This is a genomic window from Polaribacter atrinae, from assembly GCF_038023995.1.
GTDB classification, from domain to species: Bacteria; Bacteroidota; Bacteroidia; order Flavobacteriales; family Flavobacteriaceae; genus Polaribacter; species Polaribacter atrinae.
This window is the reverse complement of record NZ_CP150660.1, coordinates 3,420,983-3,435,986: the sequence shown is the minus strand read 5'-3', so window position 1 is coordinate 3,435,986 and position 15,004 is coordinate 3,420,983. Positions and strand designations below refer to the sequence as shown.

The window sequence follows — 15,004 nt, the reverse complement described above, 5'->3', positions numbered from 1 at the left end:
TCTTCGTTTTAATTGCAATTCGGTTGCGCGGTTTATAAATGTGAAGAAATATTTATAAACCCTTTGGCCGAATTTCAATGTGATTAATTTATTACTTAGAATATAATTCTACGATTAATTGTTCTTTGATGTTTTCTGGAATTTGTAATCTTTCTGGTGCTTTTACAAAAGTTCCAGTTTTAGTATCAGTGTTCCAAGTTAACCATTCAAAAACATTGCTGTTAGAAGCTAATGCATTTTCAATAGCAACTAAAGATTTAGACTTCTCTCTTACAGCTACAACATCTCCAGCATTTAAGCTATAAGAAGGTATGTTCACTATTTCTCCATTAACAGTAATATGTCTATGAGAAACTAATTGACGTGCTCCACTTCTAGAGTTTGCAACACCCATTCTGTAAACAACGTTATCTAAACGAGATTCACATAATTGTAATAAGATTTCACCTGTAATACCAGAAGCAGCTTGTGCTTTTTTAAACAAGTTACTGAATTGACGCTCTAAAATACCATAAGTATATTTCGCTTTTTGCTTCTCCATTAATTGAGTTGCATATTCAGATTTCTTTCCTCTTCTTCTTGCATTTCCATGCTGTCCTGGAGGGAAATTTCTTTTTTCGAAGTTTTTATCTTCTCCAAAAATTGCTTCACCAAACTTACGAGCAATTTTAGTTTTTGGTCCTGTATATCTTGCCATTTCTTTTGTTGTTATAGATAGGGATTATGAATTAAGGCTTTCTCCTTCGATAATCTTGTTCCTATCAAATTAAAAAATTAAATTATACTCTTCTTCTCTTAGGAGGGCGACATCCGTTATGAGGAATAGGTGTAACATCAATAATTTCTGTTACTTCTATACCTGCATTATGAATTGATCTAATAGCAGATTCTCTACCATTACCCGGTCCTTTTACATACACTTTTACTTTACGTAAACCTGCTTCTTTTGCAACGTTTGCACAATCTTCTGCGGCTAATTGAGCTGCATATGGAGTATTCTTTTTAGAACCTCTAAAACCCATTTTACCTGCAGATGACCAAGAAATAACGTCACCTTTTTTATTTGTTAAAGAAATAATGATGTTGTTAAAAGATGCAGTTACGTGCGCCTCTCCAATAGCATCAATTATTACTTTACGCTTTTTTGAACTTGCTTTTGCCATAATTTTTCAGTTTTAGTAATTTAGTTTTCTAACTTTATAGTAAAAACTATTATTAGATCTTTATTACTTTATCTAACTTATTTTTTCTTGTTAGCTACAGTTTTTCTCTTACCTTTTCTTGTACGAGAGTTATTCTTAGTTCTTTGTCCTCTTAAAGGAAGACCAAGTCTATGACGAATACCTCTTTGACAACCGATATCCATCAAACGTTTGATGTTAACCTGTACCTCAGAACGTAATTCTCCTTCAATAGTGAAAGATCCAACTTGTTCTCTAATTGCTGCGATTTGATCATCTGTCCAATCTTGAACTTTAATGCTCTCATCTACTTTTGCTTCTGCTAGAACTTTAATTGCTCTGCTGCTTCCTATACCAAAGATGTAAGTTAAAGCGATAACTCCTCTTTTATTCTTTGGAATATCAATACCTGCTATTCTTGCCATTACCCTTGTCTTTGTTTAAATCTAGGATTTTGTTTATTAATCACGTATAATCTACCTTTTCTGCGAACTATTTTGCAGTCGGCACTTCTTTTTTTAACTGATGCTCTAACTTTCATCTGTTTTGTTTTTTTAGTATCTGTAAGTAATTCTTGCCTTTGATAAATCGTATGGGCTCATTTCTAATTTCACCTTATCTCCTGGTAATAATTTTATATAATGCATACGCATTTTACCTGAAATGTGTGCCGTAACAATATGTCCATTTTCTAATTCTACACGAAACATTGCATTAGATAAAGCTTCTGTTATTGTTCCGTCTTGTTGAATTGCTGATTGTTTAGCCATATTATTTATTCGATTTTCTGTTGCTATTTCCCGCTTTCATTAAACCATCATAATGACGATTTAATAAATACGAATTAATTTGTTGCAACGTATCAATTGCAACCCCAACCATTATTATTAATGATGTACCACCATAAAACATGGCCCAACTTTGTTGTACTCCAAACTGAACTACAATTGCTGGTAAGATTGATAATGCTGCTAAAAATAACGATCCTGGGAACGTAATTCTAGACAATACAGAATCTAATCTATCTGCTGTGTCTTTTCCTGGTCTAATACCCGGTATAAAACCACCACTTCTCTTTAAATCATCTGCCATTTTATTCGTAGGAATAGTAATAGCAGTATAGAAATAACTAAAAATGATAATTAACAATGCAAAAATTACATTGTACCATAAACCATTCATATCTTGTAAACTAGCAATTGCTGGAAATCTCTGAGCTAAAGCAACTGGTAAAAACATAATTGCTTGAGCAAAGATAATTGGCATAACACCTGCTGCATTTAACTTCAAAGGAATATAATCTCTTGAACCTGCAACGTTTTGTACATTTCCTACAACTGTTCTTCTAGCATATTGCACTGCAATCTTTCGAACAGCAGTTACTAATAGCACAGTTAATAAAATTACTACAAACCAAACAATGATTTCAATTAAAACCATCATAATACCACCCGCTCCTGCATTTGTTGTTTTAGCAACAAACTCTTGTAAAAATGCAGCTGGAAAGTTAGCAATAATACCTACAGTAATTAATAATGAAATACCATTACCAACACCTTTGTCTGTAATACGCTCTCCCAACCACATTGCAAAAATTGTTCCTGCAGTTAAAATGATAATTGATGATATCCAAAACGTAGCTCCACTTACTAAAAATGCTTCTGGTCCTAAACCAAACTGAGTTTTAATAGCAGTAATATACGTTGGTGCTTGTACCAACGTAATACCAATTGTTAACCATCTAGTTATTTGTGTAATTTTTTTACGTCCACTTTCTCCATCTTTTTGTAATTTTTGTAAATACGGAACCGCAATTCCCATTAACTGAACTACAATAGATGCAGAAATATAAGGCATAATACCAAGTGCCATTACTGACGCTCTAGCAAATGCTCCACCTGTAAATGCATTCAATAAACCTAAAAGACCTCCTGAAGTACTCTCTTTTAAAGCTGAAAGTTGTAATGGATCTATTCCAGGTAATGGAACAGAAGCCATAAAACGATACACAGCAATTAAACCGATTGTTAGAAGAATTTTATTCTTCAACTCTTCAATACTGAAAATCTCTTTTAATCTATTAATAAAATTCATCATTTACGGGATGTTATAAAGTAACAGCTTCTCCTCCAGCTGCTTCGATAGCTGCTTTTGCTGTTGCTGTAAATTTATGTACAGTTATATTTAATTTAGCCTTTAATTCTCCATTACCTAATATCTTAATTAAGTCGTTTTTTCTTGCTAATCTGTTAGCAATTAAAGTATCTAAAGTAACTGTATCTGTTATCTTTCCACTATCAACTAAAGATTGTAATTTATCGATGTTGATACCTTGATATTCTAAACGATTAATATTTGTGAAACCAAATTTTGGTACACGTCTTTGAAGAGGCATTTGTCCCCCTTCAAAACCAATCTTTTTAGAATAACCAGAACGAGATTTCTGTCCGTTGTGTCCTCTTGTAGCGGTACCACCTTTTCCAGATCCTTCACCCCTTGCAATTCTTTTTCCTTTTTTAATGGAACCTTCTGCCGGTGTTAAATTATGTAAACTCATCTTTTCTAAATATCTTATTTAATTTCTTCGAAAGAAACTAAGTGTTTAACTGTATTTACCATACCAACTATAGAAGGAGTTGCCTCATGCTCTACAGTTTGGTGCATTTTACGTAAACCTAATGCCTCTAAAGTTCTCTTTTGACTTTGTAGACGTCCGATTTGACTTTTCACTTGTGTAACTTTTATTCTTGCCATCGTTCTTAGGTTTATCCGTTAAATACTTTGTCTAAAGAAATCCCTCTTTGCTTAGCAATAACTGCTGCACTACGTAATTGTAATAAAGCATTAAAAGTTGCTTTAACTACGTTATGGGGATTTGATGATCCTTGAGATTTTGATAATACATCTTTAATACCTACTGCCTCAAGTACGTGTCTTACAGAACCACCAGAGATAACTCCAGTACCATGAGAAGCTGGCTTTAAAAATACTTTAGCTCCACCAAACTTACCTTTTTGTTCATGAGGTAATGTTCCGTTTAAAATAGGAATTCTAACTAAATTTTTCTTTGCATCCTCAATTGCTTTAGCAATTGCAGAAGCAACATCTTTAGATTTACCTAAACCGTGTCCAACAACACCATTACTATCTCCAACAACAACGATTGCAGAGAAACCAAATGCTCTACCACCTTTTGTTACTTTAGTAACACGTTGTACTCCTACTAATCTATCTACAAGATCTAACCCACTAGGTTTTACTCTTTCTACGTTTTTATATCCTTGCATAATTTCTTAAAATTTTAAACCCGCTTCTCTTGCAGCGTCTGCTAATACTTTAACTCTACCGTGATATAAATACCCGTTTCTATCGAAAGCAATAGTTTCAACTCCTGCTTTAGTAGCTTTATCAGCAATTAATTTACCAACTGCTGTTGCTGCTTCGATTTTAGTACTTGCGTTTATTTCTTTATTTCTAGATGAAGCTGAAGCTAATGTTACTCCATTTACATCGTCTACTAATTGAGCGTATATTTCTTTATTACTTCTATAAACCGATAATCTTGGTTTAGTAGCAGTACCAGAAACGATCTTTCTAATTCTACGCTTAATTCTAGCTCTTCTTTGTAGCTTTGATAATGCCATAATGCTATATATTATGCAGATTTACCTGCTTTTCTTCTTAATATTTCACCAACAAACTTCACACCTTTACCTTTATAAGGCTCTGGAGCTCTGAAAGAACGAATCTTTGCAGCAATTTGACCAACTAATTGTTTGTCAAATGAAGATAATTTAATGATCGGGTTTTTCCCTTTCTCAGATATTGTTTCAATTTTAACTTCTGGAGCTAACTCTAGAACAATATTATGAGAGAAACCTAAAGCTAAATCTAATTTTTGTCCTTGGTTAGAAGCTCTATAACCTACACCTACCAATTCTAAATCTTTCGTCCAACCTTTACTCACACCTTCAATCATATTACTGATTAAAGCTCTCATTAAACCATGTTGTGCTTTATGGTTTTTACTTTCTGATGCTCTATCTAAAGTGATAATTCCATCTTCAATTTTTACTGTAATCCCTTCAGAAATAGTTTGAGTTAACTCACCTAATTTTCCTTTTACGGTTACAACATTGTCTTTTACGTTAACATCTACACCTTGTGAAATGCTAACAGGATTTTTTCCAATTCTACTCATTTCTATAGATTAATAAACGTAACATAAAACTTCTCCTCCAACATTCTCTTGACGTGCTTTTTTGTTTGTCATTACACCCTTAGATGTAGAAACAATAGCAATTCCAAGTCCATTTAATACTCTTGGCATCTCTGTAGAACCAACGTATTTACGTAAACCTGGTGTACTGATTCGTTGAATCTTTCTAATTACTGATTCTTTTGTTTCTCTTTCGTATTTTAAAGCGATCTTAATTGTTCCCTGAACTTTATCGTCATTGAACTGGTAGCTTAAAATATACCCTTGATCAAACAAAATTTTAGTCATTTCCTTCTTCAAGTTTGAAGCTGGAATTTCCACTACTCTGTGTCCTGCTGCGATTGCATTTCTTACTCTGGTAAGAAAATCCGCGATTGGATCTGTATACATATTTATATAAAATTGCGATTACGGTTTTCAAATATCTCTATTTATGCTACAGATTTCTCTGTGATAAATGAACCTATAATCAGTTAAAATTCTTATACTCAAAAAAAATAGAGCGTGCAAAGATACACATTCTATTTTTATATTTGAGCTTTATTTAAAATTATCTACCAAGATGCTTTTTTAACACCTGGTATCAAGCCTTGATTGGCCATTTCTCTAAAAGTAACACGAGATAAACCAAATTGTCTCATATATCCTTTTGGACGTCCAGTTAATTTACATCTATTATGCATTCTAATTGGTGAAGCGTTTTTAGGTAATTTTTGCAATGCTTCATAGTCTCCAGCTTCTTTTAAAGCTTTTCTCTTTTCAGCATATTTTGCAACTGTTGCTGCTCTCTTACGCTCACGCGCTTTCATTGATTCTTTAGCCATTTCTTAATTTTTTTTAAATGGTAAACCTAATTCTCCTAATAATGATTTAGCTTCTTTATCAGTAGCTGCAGATGTTACAAATGTAATATCCATTCCACTAATTTTTTTAACTTGATCAATATTAATCTCTGGGTAGATGATTTGTTCAGTAATACCTAAATTGTAATTACCTCTTCCATCAAAACCATTAGCTTTTATACCGTTAAAGTCTCTTACACGAGGTAAAGAAGCGGTAACTAATCTATCTAAAAATTCATACATTTTATCTCCACGTAAAGTAACTTTAACACCAATTGGCATTCCTTTACGTAATTTAAATGCAGCAATATCTTTTTTAGACATTGTAGAAACAGCTTTTTGACCAGTAATTTTAGTCAACTCTTCTAAAGCATAATCTATTAATTTCTTATCTGCAATTGCAGCACCAACACCTTTAGAAACAACTATTTTTTCTAATTTTGGTACTTGCATTACATTCTTATAACTGAATTCTTCAGTAAGAGCACTTATAACTCTTTCTTTGTATTCTGCTTTTAATCTTGGTACGTAACTCATGATTATTCTTATTTTTTAGTTTTTTTAGAGACTCTAGTCTTAGTATCTCCATCAACCTTATAACCTACTCTCACAGCTACACCATCTTCTACTAACATTAAGTTAGATATATGAAGTGAAGCTTCTTTCTTTACAATACCACCTTGAGGGTTTTGAGCGCTAGGTTTAGTGTGCTTAGAAACTAAGTTTACACCTTCTACTAAAACTCTATCCTTCTCTTTAATGATTTGTAAAACCTTTCCTTCAGATCCTTTATGATCTCCTGCAATTACTTTTACAGTATCTCCTGATTTTAATTTGAACTTCTTCATCTTGTATAATGATTTAAAGCACTTCAGGTGCTAATGATACTATTTTCATGAATTGTTTCTCACGAAGCTCACGTGCAACAGGTCCAAAAACACGAGTTCCTCTCATTTCCTCTGTAGGATTTAAAAGTACACAAGCGTTATCATCAAATCTGATGTATGATCCGTCTTTACGTCTTACTTCTTTCTTCGTTCTTACAACAACTGCTCTAGATACTTGACCTTTTTTTACAGTTCCGTTTGGAGTTGCAGATTTAACAGCTACTACAATCTTGTCTCCAATACTTGCGTAACGTTTTCTTGTACCTCCTAAAACTCTAATCACTAAAACTTCTTTTGCTCCAGTGTTATCTGCGACTTTTAATCTTGATTCTGTCTGTAACATATTATTTAGCTCTTTCTAGGATTTCTACTAATCTCCAACGCTTAGATTTACTCATAGGTCTTGTTTCCATGATCCTAACAGTGTCTCCTTCGTTGCAATCATTCTGTTCGTCGTGTGCAACATACTTCTTCGTTTTTAATACGAATTTACCGTACATTGGGTGCTTTACTCTCTTAGTTTCTGCAACAACAATAGATTTTTCCATTTTGTTACTAGAAACTACACCAATTCTCTCTTTTCTAAGATTTCTTTTTTCCATCTTTAAAACTGACTATAGAATTATTGTAATTCTCTTTTTGTTAATTCTGTTGCAATTCTTGCTACAGTTCTTCTTAAACCTCTCAACTGCAATGGATTCTCCAAAGGAGTGATTGCGTGAGCCATTTTAAGATCAGTATAATTCTTTTGCAACGCTCCAAGCTTCTCATTAAGATCAGCTATAGATAATTCTTTTATTTCAGATTGTTTCATTTTATTTAGAATTATGCGTTAATATCAAAATCTCTTGCTACTACAAACTTCGTTTTTACTGGAAGTTTTTGAGCTGCTAAACGTAAAGCTTCTTTTGCTACTTCCATTGATACTCCACCAATTTCAAACAAAATTCTACCTGGTTTAATAACTGCAACAAAATGATCTGGTGCTCCTTTACCCTTACCCATACGTACCTCTAAAGGTTTCTTAGTGATAGGCTTGTCTGGAAATACTTTAATCCATAACTGTCCTTCTCTTTTCATATGACGAGTTGCCGCGATACGAGCTGCTTCTATTTGACGAGAAGTTAATAAGTTCTGATCTAGTGATTTGATACCAAACATTCCATTAGAAAGCTGATTTCCTCTACCAGATATACCAGTCATATTTCCTTTCGACTTCTGTACCTTACGGTATTTTACTCTTTTTGGCTGTAACATTTTTAATTTCTAATTTTAAAAATTATTTTCTTTTACGAGGTTGTTGACGTTTAGATCTATCACCACCTTTATTACCACCTTGTTTTTTAGACAAGCCAACTAATGGAGATAATTCTCTTTTTCCATAAACCTCACCCTTCATAATCCATACTTTAATACCTAATCTTCCGTATTGTGTATGAGCTTCAACAAGTGCGTAATCAATATCAGCTCTAAAAGTAGAAAGAGGAATTCTTCCTTCTTTATAATGCTCTGAACGTGCCATTTCAGCTCCGTTTAAACGACCTGAAATTTGAATTTTAATTCCTTCAGCGTTCATACGCATTGTAGCTTGTATAGCCATCTTAGTAGCTCTCTTGTATGAAATTCTATTTTCAATTTGACGAGCAACACTAACTGCAACTAATTTTGCATCTAATTCTGGACGTTTAATTTCAAAAATATTAATTTGAACTTCTTTACCTGTAATTTTTTTAAGCTCTTCTTTTAACTTGTCTACCTCTTGACCTCCTTTACCAATAATGATACCTGGACGTGCAGTAGTGATAGTAACGGTTACAAGTTTTAAAGTACGCTCTATAATTACTCTAGAAACACTTGCTTTAAATAATCTAGCATTTACATACTGTCTTATTTTAAAATCTTCTGCTATTTTATCTCCGTAGTCATTACCACCGTACCAGTTAGATTCCCAACCTCTGATGATTCCTAAACGATTTCCTATTGGATTAGTTTTTTGTCCCATTTCTACTTTGATTAATTGCTTAAATTTTTACTACCTAACTCTAAAGTAACGTGATTAGAACGCTTACGAATTCTATGTGCACGACCTTGTGGAGCTGGTCTTAATCTCTTTAACATTCCTGCGCTATCAACACAAATTGTTTTTACAAATAATTTAGCGTCTTCTATAGATGCTTCTTCATTTTTAGCTTGCCAGTTTGCAATTGCAGACAACAACAATTTCTCTAAATTAATTGAAGCTTCTTTTGGGCTAAATTTTAAGATTTGTAAAGCTTTCTCAACTTCAACTCCTCTTATCTGATCTGCGACTAAACGCATTTTTCTCGGTGATGTAGGACAGTTAGTAAGCTTCGCGAAAGCACGTTGCTTTCTATCTGCTTTTAACTGATCTGCCATGTTTTTTTTACGAACTCCCATATCCTACTATTTTTTTCCTTTATTTTTTGCACCAGCGTGTCCTCTAAAAGAACGAGTTGGTGAAAATTCGCCTAATTTATGCCCTACCATGTTTTCTGTAACAAAAACTGGTACAAACTGACGTCCATTATGAACAGCAATAGTTTGTCCTACAAAATCTGGAGTAATCATACTTGCTCTAGACCAAGTTTTAATTACAGTTTTGCTACCAGCCTCTACATTAGCTAACACTTTTTTCTCTAATTTATAGTGAACGTAAGGTCCTTTCTTTAATGATCTTGCCATAACTTATTATTTCTTTCTACGTTCTAAAATGTACTTATTACTAGCTTTAGTCTTAGATCTAGTTTTAAATCCTTTAGCAGGAATACCATTTCTAGATCTTGGATGACCTCCAGAAGCACGACCTTCACCACCACCCATTGGGTGATCGACTGGGTTCATTCTTACTGCATTAACTCTTGGTCTTCTACCTAACCATCTTCTTCTACCTGCTTTACCAGATACTAATAATTGATGATCTGAATTAGATACAACTCCAATAGTTGCCATACATGTTAACAAGATTAATCTTGTTTCACCAGAAGGTAACTTAACTGTCGCATACTTACCATCTCTTGCCATTAACTGAGCAAAAGAACCAGCAGAACGCGCCATTACAGCACCTTGACCAGGACGTAATTCTATACAAGAAATTGCAGTTCCTAAAGGAATTTCACTTAATGACATTGCATTACCAATTTCTGGTGCAATAGCACTACCTGCTACAATTGTTTGACCTACTGTTAAACCGTTTTGTGCAATCACATAACGCTTTTCTCCATCAGCATAACTAAGTAAAGCAATAAATGCAGTACGATTTGGATCGTACTCTATAGTTTTTACTGTTGCGGGAATACCTGCTTTATCTCTTTTAAAATCGATAATACGGTATCTTTGTTTATGACCACCACCTATGTTACGTGTTGTCATTCTACCCTGACTGTTTCGACCTCCAGATCGTTTTTTCGGAGCAAGTAAACTTTTCTCCGGCTTATCAGTTGTTATGGTGTCGAACCCATTTACAACTCTAAAACGCTGACCTGGTGTTATTGGTTTTAATTTTCTAACTGACATTTTTGTCTTTTCTTAAAGATTGTTATAAAAATCAATGCTTTCTCCTTCTGCTACTTGAACGATAGCCTTCTTGTACCCACTTTTAATACCTGTAACTAAACCTTTTTTAGTAAACTTAGTATTTCTTTGAATTGGATAATTTAAAGTCTTAACGCTTAAAATAGAAATACCGTAAGTTGCTTCTACAGCTCCTTTGATTTCTAATTTATTAGCTTTTTTATCTACAATAAATGTAAAGCGATTATATAATTCGCTGTCATTTGTTGCTTTTTCCGTGATAATAGGTTTTATTAAAATACTCATTATGAATCCCTATTTGGTTAAATTTGTATTAATTCCTTCTAAAGAACCTTCAGTAATCACAATCTTACTTGCATTTAAAATACCATAAGTATTTAAATCTGAAGCGTTTATTACTGTAGAACCTTTTAAGTTTCTAGAAGACAAATACACATTAGTATTTAATCCGTTCAAAACAAATAAAGATCTTCTAGCATCTAAAGCTAATGCACTTAATAAGTTTGTAAAGTTTTTTGTTTTTGGACTATCAAATTCAAAATCTTCAATAACTACTAAGTTATTATCAGTTGCTTGAATACTTAAAGCAGACTTACGTGCTAAACGCTTTAAGTTTTTATTCAATTTAAAAGAATAACTTCTTGGTCTTGGACCGAACATACGACCTCCACCTCTAAAAACACCAGACTTGATAGAACCTGCTCTTGCAGTACCAGTTCCTTTTTGTTTTTTTATCTTTCTTGTAGAACCAGTAATTTCTGCTCTTTCTTTAGATTTATGCGTTCCTTGACGTTGGTTAGCCAAATACTGCTTTACATCTAAATAAATTGCATGATCGTTGGGTTCTATTCCAAATACATCTTTAGAAAGCTCAACCTTTCTACCTGTATCTTTTCCTGTAATATCTAAAACTGCTACTTCCATTATTTCTGAATAGTTACAAAAGCATTTTTGTGTCCAGGAATAGCTCCTTTAACAACAAGTAAGTTCTTTTCAGCAACTACTTTTAATACTCTTAAGTTTTGTACTTTCACTTTATCTCCACCCATACGGCCTCCCATTCGCATTCCTTTGAATACTCTTGCAGGATATGACGCAGCACCAATAGAACCCGGAGCTCTTAAACGGTTATGCTGTCCGTGAGTAGCTTGACCTACACCACCAAAACCATGACGTTTTACAACACCTTGAAAACCCTTACCTTTAGAAACACCAGATACATCGACGAATTCGCCTTCTTCAAAGTGTTCTACTGTAATAGAATCTCCTAATTTAAATTGTTCTTCAAACCCTTGGAATTCAACGACTTTTCTTTTAGCAGTGGTACCAGCTTTTTTAAAGTGGCCATCTAACGCTTTGTTAGAACTTTTTGCTTTTTTGTCATCGAAACCAAGCTGTAACGCACTATAGCCGTCAACCTCTTCGGTTCTGACCTGAGTGACAACGCAAGGACCTGCTTCGATTACAGTACAAGGAATATTCTTCCCGTTCTCATCGAATAAGCTGGTCATCCCAATCTTTCTTCCTATTAACCCAGACATTTAGTTAAAATTTTAGACGATAGATTTAATTATCCAGCGCGTCTATATTAATAATTTATTTTTCGAAACAATTGTTTCATTTTCGCCCTTTAAATTTCAACCAAAAAAAACAGCGCAAACAAATTCAACGCTGATTTTGTTTTTCCGTTTTTCCTTCGCGAAACGCTCTGGACATGTTACTATTTTCTAAAATTAATCAAAAAACAGCCTCACCCTACTCTAATTCGGGTTGCAAAAGTATAAAAAACTTTCGGTTTAACAAAATTAAACCGAAAGTTAATATAAAATTACTTTTTTTTTAGAGATTCTTACCTAAATAAGAACATTCTATTAAAGTCTAATTAAACTTTAATTTCAACTTCAACACCACTTGGTAACTCAAGTTTCATTAAAGCATCAATAGTTTTCGAAGAAGAACTATAAATGTCTAATAATCTTTTGTAAGAAGCTAATTGAAATTGCTCTCTAGATTTCTTGTTTACGTGTGGAGAACGTAATACAGTAAAAATCTTTTTATGTGTTGGTAATGGTATTGGCCCGTTTACAACAGCTCCAGTACTTTTTACCGTCTTTACAATTTTTTCAGCAGATTTATCTACTAAATTGTAATCGTAAGACTTTAATTTAATTCTAATTTTTTGACTCATCTTATATTATTTAGAGATTAACCTTTAGATTTAGCTATAACATCTTCAGATACATTTGAAGGAGTTTCTGCATAATGTGAAAATTCCATAGTAGAAGTTGCTCTACCAGAAGACATTGTTCTTAAAGTAGTAACGTAACCAAACATTTCAGATAACGGTACTAAAGCCTTAACAACTTTAGATCCATTACGATCGCTCATGTCGCTAACCTGACCTCTTCTTCTATTTAAATCACCAACGATATCACCCATGTTCTCCTCTGGAGTTAACACTTCTAATTTCATTAATGGCTCCATAATTTTTGCTTTTGCAGATTTTGCAGAAGCTTTATAACCCATTTTAGCTGCTAATTCAAAAGATAATGCATCAGAATCCACTGCGTGGAAAGACCCATCTCTTAAAGTAACTTTCATTGAGTCCATTTCATAACCTGCTAAAGGACCGTTTTTCATAGCTTCTTTAAATCCTTTCTCTACAGAAGGAACAAATTCTCTAGGTACATTTCCACCTTTAATAACAGATTCAAACTGTAAACCTTGAACACCTTCATCTGCAGGTCCAATAGTAAATACTATATCTGCAAATTTACCACGTCCACCAGATTGTTTCTTATAAATCTCTCTATGCTCTGCTTCTGCAGTAATAGCCTCTTTATATTCTACTTGTGGTTGTCCTTGGTTAACTTCTACCTTAAACTCACGTTTTAAACGATCTACAAGTACATCTAAATGTAACTCTCCCATTCCAGAAATAATAGTCTGTCCTGAAGCTTCGTCTGAACGTACAGTAAACGTAGGGTCTTCTTCTGCTAATTTAGCAAGTCCAACACCTAATTTATCTACATCAGCTTTTGTTTTAGGCTCAATAGCAATACCAATTACAGGGTCTGGAAAATCCATAGACTCTAATACAAGAGGGAATTTTTCAGCTGTTAAAGTATCTCCTGTTTTAATAGATTTAAAACCTACAGCAGCACCAATATCTCCAGCTTCAATATAATCAATTGCATTTTGCTTATTAGCATGCATTTGATAGATACGAGAAATACGTTCTTTTTTACCTGAACGGTTATTTAAAACATAAGAACCTGCATCTAAACGACCAGAATATGCTCTAAAAAATGCTAAACGACCAACAAAAGGATCTGTAGCAATTTTAAACGCTAAAGCAGCAAAAGGCTCCTTTACACTAGGTTTACGTAATTCTTTTTCTTCTGTTTCTGGGTTTACACCAACAATACCTTCCTTATCCATTGGAGAAGGCAAGTAACGACATACAGCATCTAAAAGAAACTGAACACCTTTATTTTTAAATGAAGAACCACAAACCATTGGAATGATAGCCATATCCATAACAGCAGCTCTTAATGCATTGTGCACTTCGTCTTCTGTAATAGAATCTTCATCTTCCATGAATTTTTCTAATAAGTTCTCATCATAACTAGCTACTTCTTCGATTAATAAAGCACGATATTTACGTACTTCATCTTTCATGTTTTCTGGAATAGCAACAACATCAAAGGTAGCTCCGAAGTTATCATCATGCCATACAATAGCTCTGTTTTTTACTAAATCTACAATACCTTTAAATTCATCCTCATCACCAATATTCAAAACAATTGGCACTGCGTTAGACTTTAACATATCTTTTACCTGTTGACAAACCTTTAAGAAGTCAGATCCTTGACGATCCATCTTATTAACGAATCCAATTCTAGGTACTTTATAGTTATCAGCTAATCTCCAGTTAGTTTCAGATTGTGGCTCTACACCATCAACTGCTGAAAATAAGAATACTAACCCATCTAATACACGTAAAGATCTATTTACTTCTACAGTAAAATCTACGTGACCAGGAGTATCAATAATATTAAAATGGTATGCTTGTGTTTCTGGAGTAGGCTCTGCATTTTCCTTTGGGAAATCCCATTCACAAGTAGTTGCAGCAGAAGTAATTGTAATACCTCTTTCCTGCTCTTGCTCCATCCAGTCCATCGTAGCTGCTCCATCATGTACTTCTCCTAACTTATGAGAAACACCTGTATAGAACAAGATACGTTCTGTTGTTGTGGTTTTACCAGCATCAATATGAGCTGCAATACCAATATTTCTTGTTAATCTTAAATCTCTAGCCAT

28 protein-coding genes are annotated in these 15,004 nt (G+C 33.7%); all 28 read right to left on the bottom strand.

Features of this window, described 5'->3' with window-relative positions; all coding sequences use genetic code 11:
* Positions 1-91: 91 nt before the first annotated feature.
* The gene (rpsD, locus tag WG945_RS14990; protein ID WP_068451559.1) at positions 92-697 is read right to left on the bottom strand and encodes a 30S ribosomal protein S4; all 606 of its coding nucleotides are present in this window, start codon (positions 695-697) and stop codon (positions 92-94) included.
* A gap of 82 nt (positions 698-779) precedes the next feature.
* Positions 780-1,163, bottom strand: a complete 384-nt coding sequence (gene rpsK / locus WG945_RS14985; protein WP_036825729.1) for a 30S ribosomal protein S11 — start codon at positions 1,161-1,163, stop codon at positions 780-782.
* Positions 1,164-1,240: 77 nt separating this feature from the next.
* Positions 1,241-1,606 (bottom strand): 30S ribosomal protein S13, encoded by a 366-nt coding sequence (gene rpsM, locus WG945_RS14980; RefSeq protein ID WP_068451556.1) that lies wholly within the window; start codon positions 1,604-1,606, stop codon positions 1,241-1,243.
* Entirely contained in the window at positions 1,606-1,722 is a 117-nt protein-coding gene (gene ykgO, locus WG945_RS14975) for a type B 50S ribosomal protein L36 (RefSeq protein WP_004568720.1), read from the bottom strand. The genes rpsM and ykgO overlap by 1 nt, the downstream gene beginning before the upstream one ends.
* A 13-nt stretch (positions 1,723-1,735) precedes the next feature.
* On the bottom strand, positions 1,736-1,951 hold the full coding sequence (infA, locus tag WG945_RS14970; RefSeq protein ID WP_004568721.1) for a translation initiation factor IF-1: 216 nt from the start codon (positions 1,949-1,951) through the stop codon (positions 1,736-1,738).
* A gap of 1 nt (position 1,952) precedes the next feature.
* On the bottom strand, positions 1,953-3,275 hold the full coding sequence (secY, locus tag WG945_RS14965; protein ID WP_068451553.1) for a preprotein translocase subunit SecY: 1,323 nt from the start codon (positions 3,273-3,275) through the stop codon (positions 1,953-1,955).
* Positions 3,276-3,288: 13 nt separating this feature from the next.
* On the bottom strand, positions 3,289-3,738 hold the full coding sequence (gene rplO, locus WG945_RS14960; RefSeq protein WP_068451550.1) for a 50S ribosomal protein L15: 450 nt from the start codon (positions 3,736-3,738) through the stop codon (positions 3,289-3,291).
* Between the two features lie 14 nt (positions 3,739-3,752).
* Positions 3,753-3,935, bottom strand: a complete 183-nt coding sequence (gene rpmD / locus WG945_RS14955; protein WP_068451547.1) for a 50S ribosomal protein L30 — start codon at positions 3,933-3,935, stop codon at positions 3,753-3,755.
* A gap of 11 nt (positions 3,936-3,946) precedes the next feature.
* Positions 3,947-4,471: a 30S ribosomal protein S5 gene (rpsE, locus tag WG945_RS14950; protein WP_082864291.1), complete on the bottom strand. Its 525-nt coding sequence runs from the start codon at positions 4,469-4,471 to the stop codon at positions 3,947-3,949.
* 3 nt (positions 4,472-4,474) lie between these two features.
* Positions 4,475-4,825 carry a 50S ribosomal protein L18 gene (rplR, locus tag WG945_RS14945; protein ID WP_068451541.1) on the bottom strand — a complete coding sequence of 117 codons (351 nt, stop codon included), beginning with the start codon at positions 4,823-4,825 and terminating at the stop codon, positions 4,475-4,477.
* Between the two features lie 11 nt (positions 4,826-4,836).
* A complete protein-coding gene (gene rplF, locus WG945_RS14940; RefSeq protein WP_068451538.1) occupies positions 4,837-5,382 on the bottom strand; it encodes a 50S ribosomal protein L6 in 546 nt (181 codons plus the stop codon).
* A gap of 9 nt (positions 5,383-5,391) precedes the next feature.
* Positions 5,392-5,790 carry a 30S ribosomal protein S8 gene (rpsH, locus tag WG945_RS14935; RefSeq protein WP_068451535.1) on the bottom strand — a complete coding sequence of 133 codons (399 nt, stop codon included), beginning with the start codon at positions 5,788-5,790 and terminating at the stop codon, positions 5,392-5,394.
* Between the two features lie 164 nt (positions 5,791-5,954).
* The gene (gene rpsN, locus WG945_RS14930; protein WP_068451532.1) at positions 5,955-6,224 is read right to left on the bottom strand and encodes a 30S ribosomal protein S14; all 270 of its coding nucleotides are present in this window, start codon (positions 6,222-6,224) and stop codon (positions 5,955-5,957) included.
* Positions 6,225-6,227: 3 nt separating this feature from the next.
* Positions 6,228-6,779 (bottom strand): 50S ribosomal protein L5, encoded by a 552-nt coding sequence (gene rplE / locus WG945_RS14925; RefSeq protein ID WP_068451529.1) that lies wholly within the window; start codon positions 6,777-6,779, stop codon positions 6,228-6,230.
* A gap of 8 nt (positions 6,780-6,787) precedes the next feature.
* On the bottom strand, positions 6,788-7,090 hold the full coding sequence (rplX, locus tag WG945_RS14920) for a 50S ribosomal protein L24 (RefSeq protein WP_068451526.1): 303 nt from the start codon (positions 7,088-7,090) through the stop codon (positions 6,788-6,790).
* 13 nt (positions 7,091-7,103) lie between these two features.
* Positions 7,104-7,472 (bottom strand): 50S ribosomal protein L14, encoded by a 369-nt coding sequence (rplN, locus tag WG945_RS14915; RefSeq protein ID WP_068451523.1) that lies wholly within the window; start codon positions 7,470-7,472, stop codon positions 7,104-7,106.
* Between the two features lies 1 nt (position 7,473).
* Positions 7,474-7,731, bottom strand: a complete 258-nt coding sequence (gene rpsQ, locus WG945_RS14910; protein WP_065320234.1) for a 30S ribosomal protein S17 — start codon at positions 7,729-7,731, stop codon at positions 7,474-7,476.
* 20 nt (positions 7,732-7,751) lie between these two features.
* The gene (rpmC, locus tag WG945_RS14905; protein ID WP_068451520.1) at positions 7,752-7,943 is read right to left on the bottom strand and encodes a 50S ribosomal protein L29; all 192 of its coding nucleotides are present in this window, start codon (positions 7,941-7,943) and stop codon (positions 7,752-7,754) included.
* A gap of 11 nt (positions 7,944-7,954) precedes the next feature.
* On the bottom strand, positions 7,955-8,386 hold the full coding sequence (rplP, locus tag WG945_RS14900) for a 50S ribosomal protein L16 (protein ID WP_068451517.1): 432 nt from the start codon (positions 8,384-8,386) through the stop codon (positions 7,955-7,957).
* Between the two features lie 22 nt (positions 8,387-8,408).
* The gene (rpsC, locus tag WG945_RS14895) at positions 8,409-9,131 is read right to left on the bottom strand and encodes a 30S ribosomal protein S3 (RefSeq protein ID WP_068451514.1); all 723 of its coding nucleotides are present in this window, start codon (positions 9,129-9,131) and stop codon (positions 8,409-8,411) included.
* 11 nt (positions 9,132-9,142) lie between these two features.
* The gene (gene rplV / locus WG945_RS14890) at positions 9,143-9,547 is read right to left on the bottom strand and encodes a 50S ribosomal protein L22 (protein ID WP_068451511.1); all 405 of its coding nucleotides are present in this window, start codon (positions 9,545-9,547) and stop codon (positions 9,143-9,145) included.
* Positions 9,548-9,553: 6 nt separating this feature from the next.
* A complete protein-coding gene (gene rpsS, locus WG945_RS14885; RefSeq protein ID WP_068451508.1) occupies positions 9,554-9,832 on the bottom strand; it encodes a 30S ribosomal protein S19 in 279 nt (92 codons plus the stop codon).
* A 6-nt stretch (positions 9,833-9,838) separates the two neighbouring features.
* Positions 9,839-10,663 (bottom strand): 50S ribosomal protein L2, encoded by an 825-nt coding sequence (rplB, locus tag WG945_RS14880; RefSeq protein WP_068451505.1) that lies wholly within the window; start codon positions 10,661-10,663, stop codon positions 9,839-9,841.
* 12 nt (positions 10,664-10,675) lie between these two features.
* Positions 10,676-10,966 carry a 50S ribosomal protein L23 gene (gene rplW / locus WG945_RS14875; protein ID WP_068451501.1) on the bottom strand — a complete coding sequence of 97 codons (291 nt, stop codon included), beginning with the start codon at positions 10,964-10,966 and terminating at the stop codon, positions 10,676-10,678.
* Between the two features lie 9 nt (positions 10,967-10,975).
* Complete coding sequence (gene rplD / locus WG945_RS14870) at positions 10,976-11,605, bottom strand: 50S ribosomal protein L4 (RefSeq protein ID WP_068451498.1); 630 nt, start codon at positions 11,603-11,605, stop codon at positions 10,976-10,978.
* Positions 11,605-12,222: a 50S ribosomal protein L3 gene (gene rplC / locus WG945_RS14865; protein WP_068451495.1), complete on the bottom strand. Its 618-nt coding sequence runs from the start codon at positions 12,220-12,222 to the stop codon at positions 11,605-11,607. The genes rplD and rplC overlap by 1 nt, the downstream gene beginning before the upstream one ends.
* Before the next feature lie 341 nt (positions 12,223-12,563).
* Entirely contained in the window at positions 12,564-12,869 is a 306-nt protein-coding gene (rpsJ, locus tag WG945_RS14860; protein WP_004568745.1) for a 30S ribosomal protein S10, read from the bottom strand.
* Positions 12,870-12,886: 17 nt separating this feature from the next.
* Entirely contained in the window at positions 12,887-15,004 is a 2,118-nt protein-coding gene (gene fusA / locus WG945_RS14855) for an elongation factor G (protein WP_068451492.1), read from the bottom strand.

What these genes read in the sequence shown, in the direction of transcription:
- rpsD (WP_068451559.1), bottom strand. Translation starts at nt 697, where the DNA reads ATGGCAAGATATACAGGACCAAAAACTAAAATTGCTCGTAAGTTTGGT.
- rpsK (WP_036825729.1), bottom strand. Translation starts at nt 1,163, where the DNA reads ATGGCAAAAGCAAGTTCAAAAAAGCGTAAAGTAATAATTGATGCTATT.
- rpsM (WP_068451556.1), bottom strand. Translation starts at nt 1,606, where the DNA reads ATGGCAAGAATAGCAGGTATTGATATTCCAAAGAATAAAAGAGGAGTT.
- ykgO (WP_004568720.1), bottom strand. Translation starts at nt 1,722, where the DNA reads ATGAAAGTTAGAGCATCAGTTAAAAAAAGAAGTGCCGACTGCAAAATA.
- infA (WP_004568721.1), bottom strand. Translation starts at nt 1,951, where the DNA reads ATGGCTAAACAATCAGCAATTCAACAAGACGGAACAATAACAGAAGCT.
- secY (WP_068451553.1), bottom strand. Translation starts at nt 3,275, where the DNA reads ATGAATTTTATTAATAGATTAAAAGAGATTTTCAGTATTGAAGAGTTG.
- rplO (WP_068451550.1), bottom strand. Translation starts at nt 3,738, where the DNA reads ATGAGTTTACATAATTTAACACCGGCAGAAGGTTCCATTAAAAAAGGA.
- rpmD (WP_068451547.1), bottom strand. Translation starts at nt 3,935, where the DNA reads ATGGCAAGAATAAAAGTTACACAAGTGAAAAGTCAAATCGGACGTCTA.
- rplR (WP_068451541.1), bottom strand. Translation starts at nt 4,825, where the DNA reads ATGGCATTATCAAAGCTACAAAGAAGAGCTAGAATTAAGCGTAGAATT.
- rplF (WP_068451538.1), bottom strand. Translation starts at nt 5,382, where the DNA reads ATGAGTAGAATTGGAAAAAATCCTGTTAGCATTTCACAAGGTGTAGAT.
- rpsH (WP_068451535.1), bottom strand. Translation starts at nt 5,790, where the DNA reads ATGTATACAGATCCAATCGCGGATTTTCTTACCAGAGTAAGAAATGCA.
- rpsN (WP_068451532.1), bottom strand. Translation starts at nt 6,224, where the DNA reads ATGGCTAAAGAATCAATGAAAGCGCGTGAGCGTAAGAGAGCAGCAACA.
- rplE (WP_068451529.1), bottom strand. Translation starts at nt 6,779, where the DNA reads ATGAGTTACGTACCAAGATTAAAAGCAGAATACAAAGAAAGAGTTATA.
- rplX (WP_068451526.1), bottom strand. Translation starts at nt 7,090, where the DNA reads ATGAAGAAGTTCAAATTAAAATCAGGAGATACTGTAAAAGTAATTGCA.
- rplN (WP_068451523.1), bottom strand. Translation starts at nt 7,472, where the DNA reads ATGTTACAGACAGAATCAAGATTAAAAGTCGCAGATAACACTGGAGCA.
- rpsQ (WP_065320234.1), bottom strand. Translation starts at nt 7,731, where the DNA reads ATGGAAAAAAGAAATCTTAGAAAAGAGAGAATTGGTGTAGTTTCTAGT.
- rpmC (WP_068451520.1), bottom strand. Translation starts at nt 7,943, where the DNA reads ATGAAACAATCTGAAATAAAAGAATTATCTATAGCTGATCTTAATGAG.
- rplP (WP_068451517.1), bottom strand. Translation starts at nt 8,386, where the DNA reads ATGTTACAGCCAAAAAGAGTAAAATACCGTAAGGTACAGAAGTCGAAA.
- rpsC (WP_068451514.1), bottom strand. Translation starts at nt 9,131, where the DNA reads ATGGGACAAAAAACTAATCCAATAGGAAATCGTTTAGGAATCATCAGA.
- rplV (WP_068451511.1), bottom strand. Translation starts at nt 9,547, where the DNA reads ATGGGAGTTCGTAAAAAAAACATGGCAGATCAGTTAAAAGCAGATAGA.
- rpsS (WP_068451508.1), bottom strand. Translation starts at nt 9,832, where the DNA reads ATGGCAAGATCATTAAAGAAAGGACCTTACGTTCACTATAAATTAGAG.
- rplB (WP_068451505.1), bottom strand. Translation starts at nt 10,663, where the DNA reads ATGTCAGTTAGAAAATTAAAACCAATAACACCAGGTCAGCGTTTTAGA.
- rplW (WP_068451501.1), bottom strand. Translation starts at nt 10,966, where the DNA reads ATGAGTATTTTAATAAAACCTATTATCACGGAAAAAGCAACAAATGAC.
- rplD (WP_068451498.1), bottom strand. Translation starts at nt 11,605, where the DNA reads ATGGAAGTAGCAGTTTTAGATATTACAGGAAAAGATACAGGTAGAAAG.
- rplC (WP_068451495.1), bottom strand. Translation starts at nt 12,222, where the DNA reads ATGTCTGGGTTAATAGGAAGAAAGATTGGGATGACCAGCTTATTCGAT.
- rpsJ (WP_004568745.1), bottom strand. Translation starts at nt 12,869, where the DNA reads ATGAGTCAAAAAATTAGAATTAAATTAAAGTCTTACGATTACAATTTA.
- fusA (WP_068451492.1), bottom strand. Translation starts at nt 15,004, where the DNA reads ATGGCTAGAGATTTAAGATTAACAAGAAATATTGGTATTGCAGCTCAT.